Below are 14,819 nucleotides of genomic sequence, written 5' to 3'. Positions count from 1 at the left end.
CCGCGCCGAAGCCCGCGCGCAAGCGCAGCGCCTCGCCGCGCCGCAAGCCCGCCGCCGAGCCGATGCCGGCGGAGACTGATGCGGAGATGCAGGAGCCCGCGCCCGCGGCCCCGGCCTCCGAGACGCCGATGGACAGCGCGGCCGACTGATCCCGCCGCGCCACCGCGCGACAGGCGCCATCCCGTGAGGGATGGCGCCTTTTTTCATGCGCGCGCGTGGGGCCGGTTTTTCGTCCCCCCGCTCTTTGCCGCGCCGCCCCGCTGGCCTAGCTTCGCCGGCACAGCACGGGGGAAACCATGTCCGAGAATCTGCACCGCATCCTGTATCTGAGCTACGCGCCGGAGGCGGTCTACGCCATGTGGCGCAAGGCGCTGCCCGAGGGGTGCGAGCTGCTGACGCTGACCGCCAATGACGATGCGGAGCGCGTGGCGAAGCTGGCCGAGGCCGATGCGGTGATCGTCGCCCCCGCCGTGCTGCGCCCGGAATGGGTGGCGCAGGCGCCGCGGCTGAAGCTGGTGCAGCATCAGGGCGTGGGCTGGCAGGGCGAGACGCCGATCCCCGAACTGCGCGCGCGCGGCATCCGCCTGGCCATCAACCCCTCGGGCACCGCCGATGTGGTCAGCGAGCACGCGCTGGCGCTGATGTTCGCCTGCCTGCGGCACATCCCGCGCACCGACGCGGCGATGCGGCGCGGCGAATGGCTGGGCACGGCGCTGCGCACCGTCTCGCGCAATCTGCGCGGCCGCACGGTGGGCATTGTCGGCATGGGGCGCATCGGCTCGGCCGTCGCGGCGCTGCTGCAGCCCTTCAAGGTGCGCGGCCTGTATGTCGACCCCTACCAGAAGCTGCCCGAGGGGCTGGAGCTGGCGCTGGGCTTCCGCCGCGTCGAGTTGGACGAGCTGCTGCGGGAATCCGAGGTCGTCACCCTGCACCTGCCGGCGACGCGCGAGACGCATCATCTGTTCAGCGACGACACCTTCGCCAGGATGCGGCGCGACGCGGTGCTGATCAACTGCGCCCGCGGCGCGGTGGTGGATGAGGCGGCGCTGGCCCGCGCGCTGGCCGCCGGCACCATCCGCGCCGCCGGCATCGACGTGTTCGAGCCGGAGCCGCCGCGCCCGGACAATCCGCTCTTCGCGCTCGACAATGTGGTGCTGACGCCGCATGTGGCCGCCGGCACGCTGGACGCGATGCAGGCCAAGGTCGATGGCGCCACCGCCAATATCGGCCGCTTCTTCCGCGGCGAGGCGCTGCAGGACGAGATCGACCTGGCGGCGCTCTGAGCATCGCGCGGCGCGCGGCCATGCGCTGCGCGCCGCGAAACTCCAGCCTGGCGGCGGGCTTAGAGTGGCATGCGCCTTCTCATCCTGCTCAATGCGGCGGGCGGCAGCGCGGGGGACGACACCCTGCCGGACCGCATCGCCTCGGCCTTCGCTGAGGCCGGGGTGGAGGCGCGCGTGCTGACGCCGCCGGGAGAGGAGCTGGCCGAAGCGGCGCAGACACCGGGCTATGATGGTGTTGTGGCCTGCGGCGGCGATGGCACGATCAATGCGGTGGCCAATGCGCTGGTCGGCGGCGATGTGCCGCTGGGTGTGTTGCCGCTCGGCACGCTGAACCATTTCGCGCGCGACCTTGGCCTGCCGGTGGCATGGGAAGAGGCGGTCGGCGTCATCGCCGCCGGCCAGACCCGCCGCATCGATGTGGGCGAGGTGAATGGCCGCATCTTCGTCAACAATTCCTCGGTCGGGCTCTATGCCGAGATGGTGACGGAGCGCGACCGGCAGCGGCGGCGGCGTGGCTGGCGCAAGGGGCCGGCGATGCTGCTGGCCGGCTGGCGCACGCTGCGGCGCTTCACGCGGCGGCGGTTGGTGATCCGGGCGGAGGGCGCGCGCGCCGTGCTGCGCTCGCCGCTGGTGTTCATCGGCAACAATCTCTACGAGACCAGCCTGCCCAATCCCGGCACCCGGCATGCGCTGGACAAGGGCGAGCTCTGCCTGGCGGTGACCCGCCACCAGAGCCGCTGGGGCCTGTTGCGCTCCGGCCTGCGCGCCATGATGGGCCAGCTGCGCGAGGATCGCGACTTCACCCTGACCCGCGTCAGCGCGGTCGACATCGACTCCCCGCTGCCGATGCTGCGCGTGTCCTATGATGGCGAGGTGCGCAGCATGGCGCCGCCCTTGCGCTACCGCACCCGCCCCGGCGCGCTGCTGGTGTTCGCCCCGCCCGCCGACAGCGTCGGCGGGCCCTGACAGAAGGAAGAAGAGGGGGCGCGGGGGAGAATTCATTCTCCCCCGCTGCTTCCTCAGCCCTTGAGCAGCCCGCCCGCCACCAGCAGGTCCGCGGTCGCCGGCGAGAAAGCGCAGGGTACGTCATAGACCAGGGCGATGCGCAGCAGCGCCTTGACGTCGACGTCATGCGCCTGCGGTGCCAGCGGGTCGGGGAAGAAGATCAGCGCCTGGATCTCGCCTTCGGCGATCATCCCCCCGATCTGCTGGTCGCCACCGAGCGGCCCGCTCTTCACCGTGCGGATGGCGAGGTGCGGGTTCCGCTCGCGCAGCACGCCGCCAGTGGTGGCGGTGGCGACGACGCGGTGCGGCGCCAGCTGGGCCGCGTGGCGCGCCGCCCATTCGGCCAGGGCCGGCTTCATCCGGTCATGCGCGACGAGGGCGAGGGTGATGCTCATGGCTGGAAGGCTCTCAGGAAGATGTCACGGCTGCCGGCATGGCCGGGCTTGATGGCCAGGTGCAGGCCCGGTGTCTCGGCGAACATCCAGGGCAGGCCGGCATCGATCTGTGGCCCGACGCGCAGCGCGGTGATGCCGAGGCGGCGCAGCACCGCCGCGCCGCCGCCATCGCCGGCCAGCATCAATTGCCGCACGCCGCGCGCCACCAGCCCTTCGGCGATGGCCGCGAGCGTCTCCGCGACCAGCGCCTCGGCCGCTTCCCGCCCCAGCCTGGTGTGCAGCGCCGCGACCTGCTCGGGCAGGGCGGCGGTGGCGATGACGATGGGCCGAGCCTCGGACAGCCTGCCCGCCGCCCAGTCCAGCGCCTGGTCGCGCAGCGCCATGGCCTCGGGCGTCGCCAGCAGGTCGAGCGACAGCACCGGCGCGTGCAGCCGCGCCATGCCGATCTGCGCCAGGGTGGCGCGGTCGCCGTCGCCGCACAGCACCGCCATGGCGCCCATGGGCGGCGGCAGGGCGTCGGCATCCGCGCGGTCCGGCAGCAGGCCGGCGGCGCGGAAATTCTGCGGCAGGCCCATCGCCAGCCCGGCGCCGCCGATCACCAGCGCCTGCCCGTCGCAGGCGGCGCCCAGCGCCAGCAGATGCGCCTCGGTCAGCGCATCGGCGATGCCGTAGCGACGCCCGCCATCGCGCAGCCGGTGCATCGCCTGGCGGATGGCGGTGACACCCTGCTCCACCACGGCGAAGGGCAGCAGGCCGACACCGCCCTCGGTCTGCCGCGCCAGCGCGCGCGGCAGGCTGGGCTCCTCGCCCTGCAGCGAGGCGCCGGTGAACAGATGCCCCTGGTAGATGCTGCGGCCCTGCGCCGGGAAGGCCGGGCAGACCAGCGCGAAGCCCGATTGCAGCCGGCGCAGCAGCGCATCCGCCACCGGGCCGTCGAAGCCGGCGGCGCACTGGAAGAAAATCTGCCGCGCGCCGGCGGCCAGCAGCGCGTCGCAGGCGGACAGGGCATCGCCGGGCCCGGGCAGCACGATCACGGCATCGGCCTCGGGCAGCGGCGCCGGCGGCACGCCCACCACCAGCACGCTGCGCATGCCCTGGGCCACCAGCATCGCCGCCAGATCGTTGGCACCGACAAGATCATCGGCAATGCAGCCGAGCAGGGGCATGATCAGAAACTCCAGAAAAAGCAGGGGCTCCGCCCCTGGCCCCGCTGGGGGGACAGGGTCCCCCCAGACCCCGCCATCAGTGTGGCGGCAAGGCCAACAGGTCGGTGTGGCCGATGCGGACAGAGAGGCGGCCGCGCCGGGCCTGCGCACGGCGCGCCTCGGCCCAGCCGCGCAGCAGGGGCGCAATGCCTGGGGGCAGGGCGGCGCGGGCGGCCTGGGCATGGCCCTCGGCCAAAGTGTCGGCCATCACGGGTGTCGCGCCAGGCACCAGCCAGGGGCTGGGGCCGGTCTGCACCCGGAAGCCCGCCCCGCGGAAAGCACGCGCCATCACCGCCGGCGCTGCCGGGCCGAGCGCGCGGCCGAATCCCTTGTCGCGCCCCTGGTCGCGGCGGAAGCCGCGCGCCACCAGCCCATCCGCCGGATGCGGCGGGCTGAAACGGTCCCGCCCATCGACATTCAGCGCGGCGTAGAAGGGAACCCGCAGCGCGCCGGCCATCTGCCGCACCCAGCGATGCGAGACCAGATCGCACAGCGCCGTGCTGACCACGCCATCCGCCTTGTCCAGCGGCAGCGCATCCGGTCCGGCGGCGAGATCGGCCACCAGCCCCTCCACCCGCCACACACCCTGCGGCGTGTGCACCAGCAGCGTGGTCGGGCGCGGCCAGGTGGTGGTCCAGCCGGCCAGGATCGCCCGCTCCTCGATGGTGGCGAAGGCGCGCTGCAGCAGGGACGCATCGGCATCCACCAGCGTCCAGAATTGCGACCGCCCCAGGATCGGCGCCAGCCAGCGCAGCAGCGAGCCGGTGCCGGCCCCCAGATCCAGCAGATGCGGGCGCGGCGGCAGCGCCTCGGCCAGGGCGATCGCCAGCGCCGCGTTGCGGGCGCGGGCGTCGAAGGGTTCGCGCAGCTCCAGCCAATCGGCCTCGAAGGGTTCGCTCATGCGGGGATCTGCTCCAGCTCGGCGGCGAAGGCGGTGGCGCGGTCGGCCCAGCGCGGCAGGCGCTGCCCGGCCTGCCAGGCGGCCTCGGCCATGTCGGCGCGCAGCCCCGCATCAAAGATCACCCGCCGCATGGCGCGGGAAAGCGAGGTGACATCGCCCGGCGCCGCCACCACCCCGGCCTCGCGCGGGACGAGGTCGGCGATGGCGCCGCCGGCGGTGACGGCCACCGGCAGGCCGCGCGCCAGCGCCTCGGCCGCCGCCATGCCATAGCCCTCCCACTGCGTCGCCAGGGCGAAGAGATCGGCGCGGGCATAGAGCGCCTCCAGCGCAGCCTGATCCACTTCGCCGGCGAAGGTCACGCGCTGGTCGATGGCCAGTTCCTCCGCCAAAGCGCGCAGCCCGGCGGCATGCACCGGGTCGCGCGGCGCGCCGGCGATGGTCAGCGACCAGTCGAGATCCGGCAGCTTGGCCAGCGCCCGCAGCAGCACGTCATGCCCCTTGCGCGGCACCAGCACACCCACCGCCAGGATGGCGCAGCCCGGCCCGCCCGAGCCCTGCGCGCGCGGCGCGGGGTCCGTGCCGGGCTCGACCACGCCGATGCGCGCCGGATCGGCGCCGAACTCGACCGGCAGCCGGTCGGCGGTAAGGCGGGAGGTGGCGACCAGCCGCGCCAGGCGCGGGAAGAGCAGCGCCTCGCGCCGCTTCAGCTCGGCGCGCTCCGCCTCGGTGAAGCCGGGTTCGATGGCGGTGGGATGGTGAATCAGCCCGACCGCGCCGCGCGCCGCCAACTCGTCCACGAAGGGGGCGAAGGCGGGCAGGCCGAGCCCGTCGATGATCAGGCGCGTCCCCTGCGGCACCGCGTCCAGCGCGGCGCGGGCCGAGGCCTCGGCCGCGTCATCGGGCAGCGGGTGGCGCCCGGACAGCTCCACCACCTCCACCGCATGCCCGGCCTCGGAAAAGCCCTGCACCAGGCGGCGGTCATAGCCATAGCCGCCCGAGATGGTGGCGAAGGGGCCGGGGACCAGCAGGGCGATGCGCATGCTCACGCCGGCTCCGCCTCATAGGCGGCCCAGGCCAGCGGGCTTTCGCGCAGCAGCACCTTGATGCCGGTGACGGCACCGCCGCCCGCGCCCAGCCGCCCCTCGCGCAGCGCCGCCGAGAGCAGGGCATGGATGTGCTGGCAGAGGAATTCGGTGCTGGTGTTCTGCCCGGCGAATTGCGGCAGGGTGTCGAGATTGTTGTAGTCGAACCCGTCCAGGATGCGGCGCAGCTCGACCCGCGCGGCGGCGATGTCGATCAGCAGGTTGTCGGGGCCGAGGCGCGGGGCGCGGAACTCCGCCTCCACCACGAAGGTGGCGCCATGCACGCGCTGCGCCGGGCCGAAGCCCTCGCCGCGGAAGCTGTGCGCGACCATGATGTGGTCGGCGACGGTCAGGCTGAACATCGGCATCCCTTCAGACGTGTCACGAAGCGTAGGTGATGACGGGGCAGAGCGGCGCAACCTCCCCCGCCTCCGGCGGGCCGAGCAGTTCGGGCAGCCGCGCCGGCAATTCGGCGAAGGGCAGCACCGGGCCGCACAGCACATCCAGCGCCGGATCGGCCAGCAGCGACAAGGCGAGCGCCATGCGCTGCCCGTGGCAGCGCCGCCCGCGCATGCTGCCGGAGACGGCGCCGACCTGGGTGGAGCGCAGCGTCAGCCGCTTGGCGTGGAAATCCTCGCCCAGCGGCAGGGAGACGGGCGCATCGCCGAACCAGGAGGCTTCGAGGATGCGCGCCTCGAAGGCGGCATGGGCGAGGGCATGGCGCAGCCCGTCGCCGCTGGCCGAGGCATGGATGATCAGCTCCTGCTCCTCCGGGCTGTCCTCCGGCAGGGCGAAGCGGCAGCCCAGCGCCTCGGCCTGGGCGCGGCGGCGCGGATCGGTGTCCAGCAGCGTCACCTCGGCGCCGGGCAGCCGCGCCAGCAGGAACCCCGCCAGCAGCCCGACCACGCCGGCGCCGATCACCAGGATTCGCTCGCCCAGGCGCGGCTCGGCATCCCAGACGATGTTCAGCGCGGTTTCCATGTTGGCGCCGAGCACGGCGCGATGGTCCGGCACCGCATCGGGCACCGCGGTGCAGAGCGCGGCGGGGGCGATGAAGCGGTCCTGGTGCGGGTGCAGGCAGAACACCCGCTTCCCCTGCCAGTCCGGCGGCCCCTGCTCGACCAGGCCGACTGCGGCGTAGCCATATTTCACCGGGAAGGGGAAATCCCCCGCCTGCAAGGGCGCGCGCATCGCCGCCCATTGGCTTTCCGGCACGCGGCCCTGCAGCACCAGCCGCTCCGTCCCGCGCGAGACGCCGCTGGCCAGCGTCCGCACCAGCAACTCACCCTCGCCGGGGGGGCGCAGCCTTTCACGGCGCAGCTCGCCCTCGCCGGGGGCGGTGGTCCAGTAGGCGCGGGCGGTCATGCGGCGCAGACCGCCGGGCGGGCGCGGTGCAGGGCGATGTCGAACAGCACATCCTCGCCCAGCCGGTGTACGCCCCAGGCGAAGCGCAGCCCATCGGCGATGCGCGCCGCCTCCGGCAGGGTGAAGGCGGGGATGCCGCTGCCCAGCAGCACCGGCGCCACGGTGACATGCAGCCGGTCCAGGCAGCCGGCGGCGAGGAAGCGGGAGACGGTGAGGCCACCGCCCTCGACGAAGATGCGCCGCAGCCCGCGCGCGGCGAGCTTCGGCAGCAGCGTCGCGATGTCGAGGCCGCCAATGGCGGCGCGCGGGGCGCGCAGCACCTCCGCCGCGCCATGCCGGTCGCGCGGCAGGCCGCGCTCCGCCGCATCCTCGGCGCAGACCAGCAGGGTGGGCGGGCCGCCCTCGGCGAAGACGCGGTATTCGGTGCCGAGCGTGCGGCTGGTGTCGAGGATGATGCGCACCGGGTCGGGGCCGGGGCAGTCGCGCGTGGTCAGGCGCGGATCGTCATGCTTGACCGTGCCGGCGCCGACCAGCACGGCGTCGCAGAGCGCGCGCAGCCGGTGGGTGTGCAGCAGGTCGCCGGGCCCGCCGATCCATTGGCTGGAGCCGCCGGCGGTGGCGATGCGGCCATCCAGCGTCTGCGCCAGCCGGCCCAGCACCAGGCAGCCATCCGGCGCCTGGATGGGAGCCAGGATGGGGGCGAAGAGATCGGTCAGCGGCCCTGGCGGCAGGGCGGCCGGGTCGCCACCCTGGCGGGCGCGCAGCAGCGCCTGCCAGGCGGGGCTGTCGGCCTGGCCATCATCCGGGTGCTGCGGCGGGGTGGGGGCGGTGGCGTGCATGCGCGGCCTCTATGCCCGAAAACCGCACGGGGATGAATCCCCCCGGGCCGCGATCGGCCGGGCTGTCGGGCAGAGCCAGCCGGCGCTGCTGCAACGCCGGGCGCGCGACAAAGACGGCAATGGGGCGTTTTTTCGGGGCAGCGGGCCGCATCGTCACGGATCGGCCCGCATCCCGCCCTGTCCCAAGGCCGCCTGGCGGACAGCGCATGCGCCCGTCGCCGGTCCATGGTCCGCCGCGCCGCGGCGGTGGCGGCCAGAGGGGGAGGCCGGCGCTGCGCCTGCCGCCCGGCGTCCCGCCTCTCCACGGGACGGCGGCAGCCCGAAAGAAACCCGCTTCGCCACGGGACGGCGGCAGCCCGAAAGAAAAATCAGGCGGGAAGGATGCCGCGGCGGGCGTCGGCGCGGCGCAGCCAGGCGGCCAGCGGCAGGGCCAGCAGCACCATCCACAGCTTGCCCAGCACCTGCCCCGGCAGGTAGCCGAGATCGCCGAAGGCGATGGCCAGGAAGAAGATGCTGTCCACCACCAGCCCGACCAGGCTGGAGGCGAACACCGCCAGCACCAGATTGCGCCGCTGCAGCGGGGTGTAGACCAGCAGGTCGGCGGTCTCGCTGAGCAGGAAGGCGGTGGCGGAGGCCAGCACCAGCGCCGGCGGCGCCAGCAGGGCGGAGAGGGCGGTGCCCGCCACGATCGCCGCCCAGGCGAAGCGCAGGCCAAGGCGGCGCTGCACGAAGTCGCGCAGCACCAGGGCGAGGCCGATCATCAGCACGCCGGAGGGGGCCATGATGCCGGGGGCGACCGGGATCAGGCAGGGCCCGTTCGGCACGCAGACGGTGCCGGCATGGCCGATCAGCCAGTTCGCCGCGGGAATGGTGAGGCCGAAGGCAATGAGGGCCAGGAAGCCCTCAAGCCGGCGTGGGTCGGTCATCTGCGAGTTTTCCATTGCTGGGCGGGAGCATCCGCACCGACGAGAAGCCGTCAGCGGCGCGACCGATACTCCGCCCAGCCCCTGGCGCGCAACTCGCAAGCCGGGCACGCGGCGCAGCCATGCCCCCAGGGGTGCCGTTCGCCGCGCTCGCCGCGGTAGCAGGTGTGGGTCTTCTCGACGATGTCGCAGACGAGTTTCTGGCCGCCCAGCCGCTCGGCCAGTTCCCAGGTCTCGCCCTTGTCCAGCCACATCAGCGGGGTGTGCAGCACGAAGCGGCGCTCCATGCCGAGGTTCAGCGCCACCTGCAGCGCCTTGAGGGTGTCGTCGCGGCAATCGGGGTAGCCGGAGAAATCCGTCTCGCACATGCCGCCGACGATGTGGCGCAGCCCGCGCCGATAGGCGAGCGCGGCCGCGAAGGTCAGGAACAGCAAATTGCGGCCGGGGACGAAGGTGTTGGGCAGGCCGTCCGCTTGCATCGCGATCTCGGTCTCGCGGGTGAGCGCCGTGTCCGACAACTCGCCCAGCGCGTCGAGCCGCAGCGTGTGGTCGGGGCCGAGCCGCGCCTGCCAATCCTCCGGCAGGCCGTCGCGGAAGCCCGCGCGGCATTCCAGCTCGATCCGGTGGCGCTGGCCATAGTCGAAGCCCAGCGTCTCCACCCGGGCGAAGCGGGTCAGCGCCCAGGCCAGGCAGGTGGCGGAATCCTGCCCGCCGCTGAACAGCACCAACGCGCCATCCTCCGCCGTGTGGCGGCCGAGCAGCCCGTCCGGGGTGATCTGGGGTGTGATGCTGTCCTGCATGCGCCTGCCTCCTCGCTGCGCCGGGCTTGCGGCGCGGGGGGGCAGCGCGTCAAGCGCGGTGTCAGAACAGGCCGAGAATGCCGCGCCCGGCGCGCTCCGCCTTGACCAGCAGGTTGGCCTGCTCGGCCGCGTAGGCGCGGCGGGCGGACAGGCCCGGCAGGCCGATGCCCTTGCGGTCGCACCAGGGGAAGAATTCCTGCGGCCGCACGGCGATGCGGATGACACGATAGCCTTCGCTCACCGCGCGCTGCAGGTCCTTCTTGGCGCCGAGCAGCCAGTCCTCATAGGATTCGCTCATATCCGGCATCCGCCCGCGCAAGGCCTCGAAGGACTCCTTGTCATACCAGGCGAAGCCCATCACGCGGTCATCCTTCATCCAACCCTCCAGCCCCGGCCCTGGCAGGATAGGGCGAGATGCCGAAGATTAGGTTGATGCCGCCGCCGGCAGCCGCGCCAGCGCCCAGCGCGCCGCCTCCGCCACGATCTCCGACGGGTCGGCGCAGAGCCGCTCGGCCACGGGCCGCAGCGCGGGCTCGGCCGAATTGCCGATGGCGATGAGCACGTTGCGCAGGAAGCGGTCGCGCCCGATGCGCTTGATGGGCGAGCCGGAGAACAGCGCGCGGAAACCGGCATCGTCCAGCGCGGCCAGCTCGGCCAGGCGGGGGGCGGTGAGGTCCTCGCGCGGGATCAGCCCGGGCTCGCGCGCGGCCTGGGCGAACTTGTTCCAGGGGCAGGCGGCCAGGCAATCGTCGCAGCCATAGATGCGGTTGCCGATGGCGGCGCGGAACTCCTCCGGGATCGGGCCCTTGTGCTCGATCGTCAGGTAGGAGATGCAGCGCCGCGCATCCAGCCGGTAGGGGGCGGGGAAGGCCGCCGTCGGGCAGGCGGAGAGGCAGCGCGTGCAGCCGCCGCAATGGTCCTGCCCGGGGGTGGAGGGCGCCAGGTCGAGCGTCGTGTAGACCTCGCCCAGGAACAGCCAGGAGCCATGGCTGCGCGAGACCAGATTGGTGTGCTTGCCCTGCCAGCCCAGCCCCGCCTGCTGCGCCAGCGGCTTCTCGGCCACGGGTGCGGTGTCGACGAAGACCTTCAGCTCGCTGCCGCGCCAGCGCTCCACCATCCAGCGGGCCAGCGCCTTCAGCCGCTTCTTGACGATGTCGTGGTAGTCCTTGTGCCGGGCGTAGACGCTGATGGCACCAACCTCGCGCTGCGCCTGCAGGTCGCGCGGGTCGTGATCCGGCCCGTAATTCATCCCCAGCGCGATGACCGAGACCGCCTCGGGCCACAGCGCCTGCGGGTGGGCGCGCTGCTCGGCCCGGTCGGCCAGCCAGCCCATCTCGCCCTGCATGCCGGCGGCCAGGAAGGCATCCAGCCGCGCCCTTACCTCCGGCCCCAGCCGCGCCGGGGCGAAGCCCACGGCGTCGAAGCCCAGGCGGAGGGCCTCGTCACGGATGGCGGCGGCGCGGGTGGATGGAGTATCTATTTCAGATTCCTTCTTTTTCTGAAGAAAAAGAAGCAAAAAGACTTTTTGTCAGGCTGCCGCCGTCTCCCGGTGAAGCGGGACGCCAAACTGACAAAAGTTTTTTGGTTCTTTTTTTCAAAAAAGAACAAATACCTTCAGCCACGCCCCTTATAGGGCGGCACCCCCTGCTCCGGGATCCACACCCCCTCCGGCGCCGCCCCCGTCTGCCAGAACACATCGATCGGGATGCCGCCGCGCGGGTACCAGTAGCCGCCGATGCGCAGCCAGACGGGGGAGAGCGTCTCGACCAGGCGCAGCCCGATGCCCACGGTGCAGGCCTCGTGGAAGGCGCCATGGTTGCGGAAGCTGGTCAGGAACAGCTTCAGGCTCTTGCTCTCCACCAGCCAGTCGCCGGGGATGTAGTCGATCACCAGATGCGCGAAATCCGGCTGGCCGGTCAGCGGGCAGAGCGAGGTGAACTCGGGCGCCACGAAACGCACCGTGTAGCGCTGGCCGGGATGCGGGTTGGGCACACGCTCCAGCACCGCCTCCTCGGGCGATTGCGGCTGGGCGACGGCCTGACCCAGCATGGTCAGGCCGGAGACGTCGTGGGAGGCGGTCATGCGGTGGTTTCCTCGGCCTGCGGCGCCCAGCCGGCCTCGATGGCGGCGGCTTCCTGCTCGAAGCGGTTCTCCAGGATGGCCTGGCGCAGGCGCTGCATCAGGCGCTGGTAGTAGCGGATATTGTGCCAGGAGAGCAGGATCGGCCCCAGCATCTCATCCGCCTTGAACAGATGGTGCAGATAGCCCCGGCTGTGCCTTGTGCAAGCGGGGCAGTCGCATTCCGGGTCGAGGGGAGAGACATCCTCGGCATGGCGGGCATTGCGGATGTTCAGCACGCCGCGGCTGGTATAAGCGCGCCCCGTGCGGCCCGAACGCGTCGGCATCACGCAATCGAACATGTCGACGCCGCGCCGCACCGCCCCGATCAAATCCGATGGCGTTCCGACGCCCATCAGGTAGCGTGGATGCGTCTCCGGCAGCATCGGCACGCAGAAATCGAGGACACGGAACATTTCTTCCTGTCCTTCGCCGACGGCCAGGCCGCCGATGGCGTAGCCCTCGAAGCCGATCTCGCGCAGCGCCTTCGCGCTCTCGGCGCGGAGGTCCTCATAGACGCTGCCCTGCTGGATGCCGAACAGCCCGTAGCCCGGCCGCTCGACAAAAGCGGCGCGGGAGCGCGCGGCCCAGGCCATGGAGAGGCGCATGGATTGCGCCGCCACCTCATGCGTCGCCGGGAAGGGCGTGCATTCGTCGAAGCACATGGTGATGTCGGCATCCAGCAGATGCTGGATCTCGATGCTGCGCTCCGGCGTCAGGCGGAATTTCTGGCCGTTGATGTGGCTTTGGAAGGTGACGCCGTCCTTGTCCAGCTTGCGCAGCTGGGAGAGGGACATGACCTGGAAGCCGCCGGAATCGGTCAGGATCGGCCCGTGCCAGTCCATCATGGTGTGCAGGCCGCCCAGCCTGGCGACCCGCTCGGCGCCCGGGCGCAGCATCAGGTGATAGGTGTTGCCGAGCACGATCTGCGCGCCGGTCGATCGCACGGCGTCCGCCGTCATGCCCTTCACCGTGCCGGCGGTGCCGACCGGCATGAAGACCGGGGTGGGCACATCGCCATGCGCGGTGTGCAGCGTGCCGGCACGGGCCTTCCCGTCCTGGCACTGGCAGCTCCAGGAGAGTGTCATGGGGTCGGGTCCTCCCGGAACAGCAGGCTGGCATCGCCATAGGAGTAGAAGCGGTAGCCCTGCGCCACCGCATGGGCATAGGCGTCGCGCATGCGCGCCTGGCCGGCGAAGGCCGAGACCAGCATGAACAGGCTGGATTTCGGCAGGTGGAAATTGGTCAGCAGCAGGTCGGCCGAGCGGAAGACATGGCCGGGCAGCAGGAAGATATCCGTGAGTCCGCGGAAGGGATGCACCACGCCGCGCTCATCCACCGCGCTCTCCAGCAGCCGCAGCGCCGTGGTGCCGATGGCCACGATGCGGCCGCCACGCGCGCGCGTCTCGTTGATGCTGGCCGCCGCCGCCTCGGAGATATGCCCCCATTCGGCATGCAGCTTGTGCTCGCGCGGGTTGTCGCCGCGGATCGGCAGAAAGGTGCCGGCGCCGACATGCAGCGTCAGGGAGACCTGGCCCACGCCACGCTCCGCCAGCGCCGCCAGCAATCCGGGCGTGAAATGCAGGCTGGCGGTGGGGGCGGCCACCGCCCCGGGCTCGCGCGCGAAGATCGGCTGGTAATCCTCGCGATCCTCGGGCCGGGGGCCGTCGGGCCGCGCGATATAGGGCGGCAGCGGGATCTCCCCGGCCTTTTCCAGCGCGGCGGCCAGCTTTCCCTGGTCGGGGCCGAAATCGATCAGCGCCGCGCCGCCTTCCTGCCGCTCCACCACGCGAGGGGCGAGTTCCGGCGCGCCCTCGATCGTCAGGATATCGCCAGGGCGCAGCTTCTTCGCGTTGCGCACCAGCGCATGCCACATCCCGCCGCTCTCGGCGCGGTTCAGCATGATCTCCAGCCGCGCCTCGCCGCGCCGGGCGCGCAGGCGGGCGGGGATGACGCGGGTATCGTTCACCACCATCAGGTCGCCGGGGCGCAGCCAGGCGGGCAGGTCGCGCACCCCCTGGTCGCGCAGGCCCTCGGGCGCCGCCACCAGCAGGCGGGCGGCGTCGCGCGGCCGGGCGGGGGCCTGGGCGATCAGCGCCTCGGGCAGGGCGAAGTCGAAATCCTCGGCCCGGAGCTCGGGCAGGGCGGGGGGTGTGGTGCTGGTCATGGGGGTTTCCGCCGGCGGCGGTAGCGGAGGGGGGGCGCGAAGGCAAGCGCGGACACCGCCATGCCGCCATGCGGCGCCGTGCCGGAAGGCGGGAAGGGGGGTGGGGTTGCCGCCCCGGCCCCGGCCGGGCAGGCTGGCCCCAGAGGAAAACGGGACCAGGACCGACCATGCGCCAGAACGGGGCGGAATGGCTGGCGCGCAGCATCGCGCGTTCCGGCCAGAGCCATGTCTTCTTCATCGACGCGGTGCTGCGGCCGACGCTGATGGCCCTCCAGGCCGAGGGGGTGCAGCCGGTGCTGGCGCATTCCGAGAAGGGCGCGGCCTATATGGCCGATGGCTATGCCCGCATCGCCGGCCGGCCCGGCATCGTCGCCGCGCAATCGGTGGGTGCCGCCAACCTGGCCGCCGCCTTGCAGGACGCCTGGCTGGCCCGCGCGCCGCTGCTGGCCCTGACCGGCCGCAAGACCCCCGCCGCCCAGCACCGCAACGCCTATCAGGAGGTGGCGCACGCACCGCTCTTCGCGCCGGTGACCAAGTTCTCGGCGGCGGTGGAGAGCACGGCGGAGCTGCCGCGCCTGTTCCGCCAGGCCTGGGCGGCCGCCGTCTCGGCCTCGCCGCGCCCGGCGCATCTCGATTTGAACGGGCTGATGGGCGAGGTGGTGGAGCAGGGCGAGGCGCCCGAGCCCCCGGCCGAGCTGGGCGCCTGGCGCGCCCCGCGCCACCGCCCGCTGCCCGA

At 72.5% G+C, this 14,819-nt stretch carries 17 protein-coding genes; 3 read left to right on the top strand and 14 right to left on the bottom strand.

What is annotated here, in order from left to right; translation table 11 throughout:
* The first annotated feature begins 296 nt into the window (after positions 1-296).
* Complete coding sequence (locus HMPREF0731_RS04595) at positions 297-1,283, top strand: 2-hydroxyacid dehydrogenase (RefSeq protein WP_007002864.1); 987 nt, start codon at positions 297-299, stop codon at positions 1,281-1,283.
* A gap of 69 nt (positions 1,284-1,352) precedes the next feature.
* Positions 1,353-2,249: a diacylglycerol/lipid kinase family protein gene (locus tag HMPREF0731_RS04590; RefSeq protein WP_007002863.1), complete on the top strand. Its 897-nt coding sequence runs from the start codon at positions 1,353-1,355 to the stop codon at positions 2,247-2,249.
* A gap of 53 nt (positions 2,250-2,302) precedes the next feature.
* On the opposite strand, the gene HMPREF0731_RS04585 is transcribed toward HMPREF0731_RS04590, so the two are convergent.
* The 14 genes from HMPREF0731_RS04585 to queA form a co-directional block, all read right to left on the bottom strand.
* The gene (locus tag HMPREF0731_RS04585) at positions 2,303-2,683 is read right to left on the bottom strand and encodes a methylglyoxal synthase (protein ID WP_007002862.1); all 381 of its coding nucleotides are present in this window, start codon (positions 2,681-2,683) and stop codon (positions 2,303-2,305) included.
* Positions 2,680-3,849 (bottom strand): four-carbon acid sugar kinase family protein, encoded by a 1,170-nt coding sequence (locus tag HMPREF0731_RS04580; protein WP_007002861.1) that lies wholly within the window; start codon positions 3,847-3,849, stop codon positions 2,680-2,682. The genes HMPREF0731_RS04585 and HMPREF0731_RS04580 overlap by 4 nt, the downstream gene beginning before the upstream one ends.
* 76 nt (positions 3,850-3,925) lie before the next feature.
* Complete coding sequence (locus HMPREF0731_RS04575) at positions 3,926-4,789, bottom strand: class I SAM-dependent methyltransferase (RefSeq protein WP_007002860.1); 864 nt, start codon at positions 4,787-4,789, stop codon at positions 3,926-3,928.
* Entirely contained in the window at positions 4,786-5,829 is a 1,044-nt protein-coding gene (locus tag HMPREF0731_RS04570; protein ID WP_040611910.1) for a glycosyltransferase family 4 protein, read from the bottom strand. Before HMPREF0731_RS04570 ends, HMPREF0731_RS04575 begins: the two co-directional genes overlap by 4 nt.
* 2 nt (positions 5,830-5,831) lie before the next feature.
* On the bottom strand, positions 5,832-6,233 hold the full coding sequence (locus HMPREF0731_RS04565) for a 6-pyruvoyl trahydropterin synthase family protein (RefSeq protein ID WP_040611909.1): 402 nt from the start codon (positions 6,231-6,233) through the stop codon (positions 5,832-5,834).
* Between the two features lie 19 nt (positions 6,234-6,252).
* The gene (locus HMPREF0731_RS04560; RefSeq protein WP_007002857.1) at positions 6,253-7,236 is read right to left on the bottom strand and encodes a zinc-dependent alcohol dehydrogenase; all 984 of its coding nucleotides are present in this window, start codon (positions 7,234-7,236) and stop codon (positions 6,253-6,255) included.
* Positions 7,233-8,075, bottom strand: a complete 843-nt coding sequence (locus HMPREF0731_RS04555) for a RibD family protein (protein WP_007002856.1) — start codon at positions 8,073-8,075, stop codon at positions 7,233-7,235. Before HMPREF0731_RS04555 ends, HMPREF0731_RS04560 begins: the two co-directional genes overlap by 4 nt.
* Before the next feature lie 368 nt (positions 8,076-8,443).
* Positions 8,444-9,001 (bottom strand): VUT family protein, encoded by a 558-nt coding sequence (locus tag HMPREF0731_RS04550; RefSeq protein ID WP_040611908.1) that lies wholly within the window; start codon positions 8,999-9,001, stop codon positions 8,444-8,446.
* A gap of 50 nt (positions 9,002-9,051) precedes the next feature.
* A complete protein-coding gene (queC, locus tag HMPREF0731_RS04545) occupies positions 9,052-9,798 on the bottom strand; it encodes a 7-cyano-7-deazaguanine synthase QueC (RefSeq protein ID WP_007002854.1) in 747 nt (248 codons plus the stop codon).
* A 61-nt stretch (positions 9,799-9,859) separates the two neighbouring features.
* Positions 9,860-10,174 (bottom strand): hypothetical protein, encoded by a 315-nt coding sequence (locus tag HMPREF0731_RS26055; protein WP_007002853.1) that lies wholly within the window; start codon positions 10,172-10,174, stop codon positions 9,860-9,862.
* A gap of 48 nt (positions 10,175-10,222) precedes the next feature.
* Positions 10,223-11,314, bottom strand: coding sequence for a tRNA epoxyqueuosine(34) reductase QueG (queG, locus tag HMPREF0731_RS04535; RefSeq protein ID WP_007002852.1), 1,092 nt, complete (start codon positions 11,312-11,314; stop codon positions 10,223-10,225).
* Positions 11,315-11,412: 98 nt separating this feature from the next.
* Complete coding sequence (gene queF, locus HMPREF0731_RS04530) at positions 11,413-11,880, bottom strand: preQ(1) synthase (protein ID WP_007002851.1); 468 nt, start codon at positions 11,878-11,880, stop codon at positions 11,413-11,415.
* Positions 11,877-13,004, bottom strand: a complete 1,128-nt coding sequence (tgt, locus tag HMPREF0731_RS04525; protein WP_007002850.1) for a tRNA guanosine(34) transglycosylase Tgt — start codon at positions 13,002-13,004, stop codon at positions 11,877-11,879. Before tgt ends, queF begins: the two co-directional genes overlap by 4 nt.
* Positions 13,001-14,083 carry a tRNA preQ1(34) S-adenosylmethionine ribosyltransferase-isomerase QueA gene (gene queA, locus HMPREF0731_RS04520; protein WP_007002849.1) on the bottom strand — a complete coding sequence of 361 codons (1,083 nt, stop codon included), beginning with the start codon at positions 14,081-14,083 and terminating at the stop codon, positions 13,001-13,003. Before queA ends, tgt begins: the two co-directional genes overlap by 4 nt.
* A 167-nt stretch (positions 14,084-14,250) precedes the next feature.
* On the opposite strand from queA, the gene HMPREF0731_RS04515 reads away from it, so the two are divergent.
* The coding region (locus HMPREF0731_RS04515; protein WP_007002848.1) for a thiamine pyrophosphate-binding protein at positions 14,251-14,819 on the top strand (569 nt) is incomplete at its 3' end.

The organism is Pseudoroseomonas cervicalis ATCC 49957 (assembly GCF_000164635.1).
In the GTDB taxonomy this organism is placed as follows: Bacteria; Pseudomonadota; Alphaproteobacteria; order Acetobacterales; family Acetobacteraceae; genus Pseudoroseomonas; species Pseudoroseomonas cervicalis.
This window is presented reverse-complemented; position numbering and strand designations above follow the sequence as displayed.

Excerpts from the sequence above, each read along its gene's own strand:
- HMPREF0731_RS04575 (WP_007002860.1), bottom strand. The coding sequence starts at position 4,789 with ATGAGCGAACCCTTCGAGGCCGATTGGCTGGAGCTGCGCGAACCCTTC.
- queF (WP_007002851.1), bottom strand. The coding sequence starts at position 11,880 with ATGACCGCCTCCCACGACGTCTCCGGCCTGACCATGCTGGGTCAGGCC.
- HMPREF0731_RS04590 (WP_007002863.1), top strand. The coding sequence starts at position 1,353 with ATGCGCCTTCTCATCCTGCTCAATGCGGCGGGCGGCAGCGCGGGGGAC.
- tgt (WP_007002850.1), bottom strand. The coding sequence starts at position 13,004 with ATGACACTCTCCTGGAGCTGCCAGTGCCAGGACGGGAAGGCCCGTGCC.
- HMPREF0731_RS04580 (WP_007002861.1), bottom strand. The coding sequence starts at position 3,849 with ATGCCCCTGCTCGGCTGCATTGCCGATGATCTTGTCGGTGCCAACGAT.
- HMPREF0731_RS04570 (WP_040611910.1), bottom strand. The coding sequence starts at position 5,829 with ATGCGCATCGCCCTGCTGGTCCCCGGCCCCTTCGCCACCATCTCGGGC.
- HMPREF0731_RS04595 (WP_007002864.1), top strand. The coding sequence starts at position 297 with ATGTCCGAGAATCTGCACCGCATCCTGTATCTGAGCTACGCGCCGGAG.
- HMPREF0731_RS04585 (WP_007002862.1), bottom strand. The coding sequence starts at position 2,683 with ATGAGCATCACCCTCGCCCTCGTCGCGCATGACCGGATGAAGCCGGCC.
- HMPREF0731_RS04560 (WP_007002857.1), bottom strand. The coding sequence starts at position 7,236 with ATGACCGCCCGCGCCTACTGGACCACCGCCCCCGGCGAGGGCGAGCTG.
- HMPREF0731_RS26055 (WP_007002853.1), bottom strand. The coding sequence starts at position 10,174 with ATGAAGGATGACCGCGTGATGGGCTTCGCCTGGTATGACAAGGAGTCC.
- HMPREF0731_RS04565 (WP_040611909.1), bottom strand. The coding sequence starts at position 6,233 with ATGTTCAGCCTGACCGTCGCCGACCACATCATGGTCGCGCACAGCTTC.
- HMPREF0731_RS04555 (WP_007002856.1), bottom strand. The coding sequence starts at position 8,075 with ATGCACGCCACCGCCCCCACCCCGCCGCAGCACCCGGATGATGGCCAG.
- queA (WP_007002849.1), bottom strand. The coding sequence starts at position 14,083 with ATGACCAGCACCACACCCCCCGCCCTGCCCGAGCTCCGGGCCGAGGAT.
- HMPREF0731_RS04550 (WP_040611908.1), bottom strand. The coding sequence starts at position 9,001 with ATGACCGACCCACGCCGGCTTGAGGGCTTCCTGGCCCTCATTGCCTTC.
- queC (WP_007002854.1), bottom strand. The coding sequence starts at position 9,798 with ATGCAGGACAGCATCACACCCCAGATCACCCCGGACGGGCTGCTCGGC.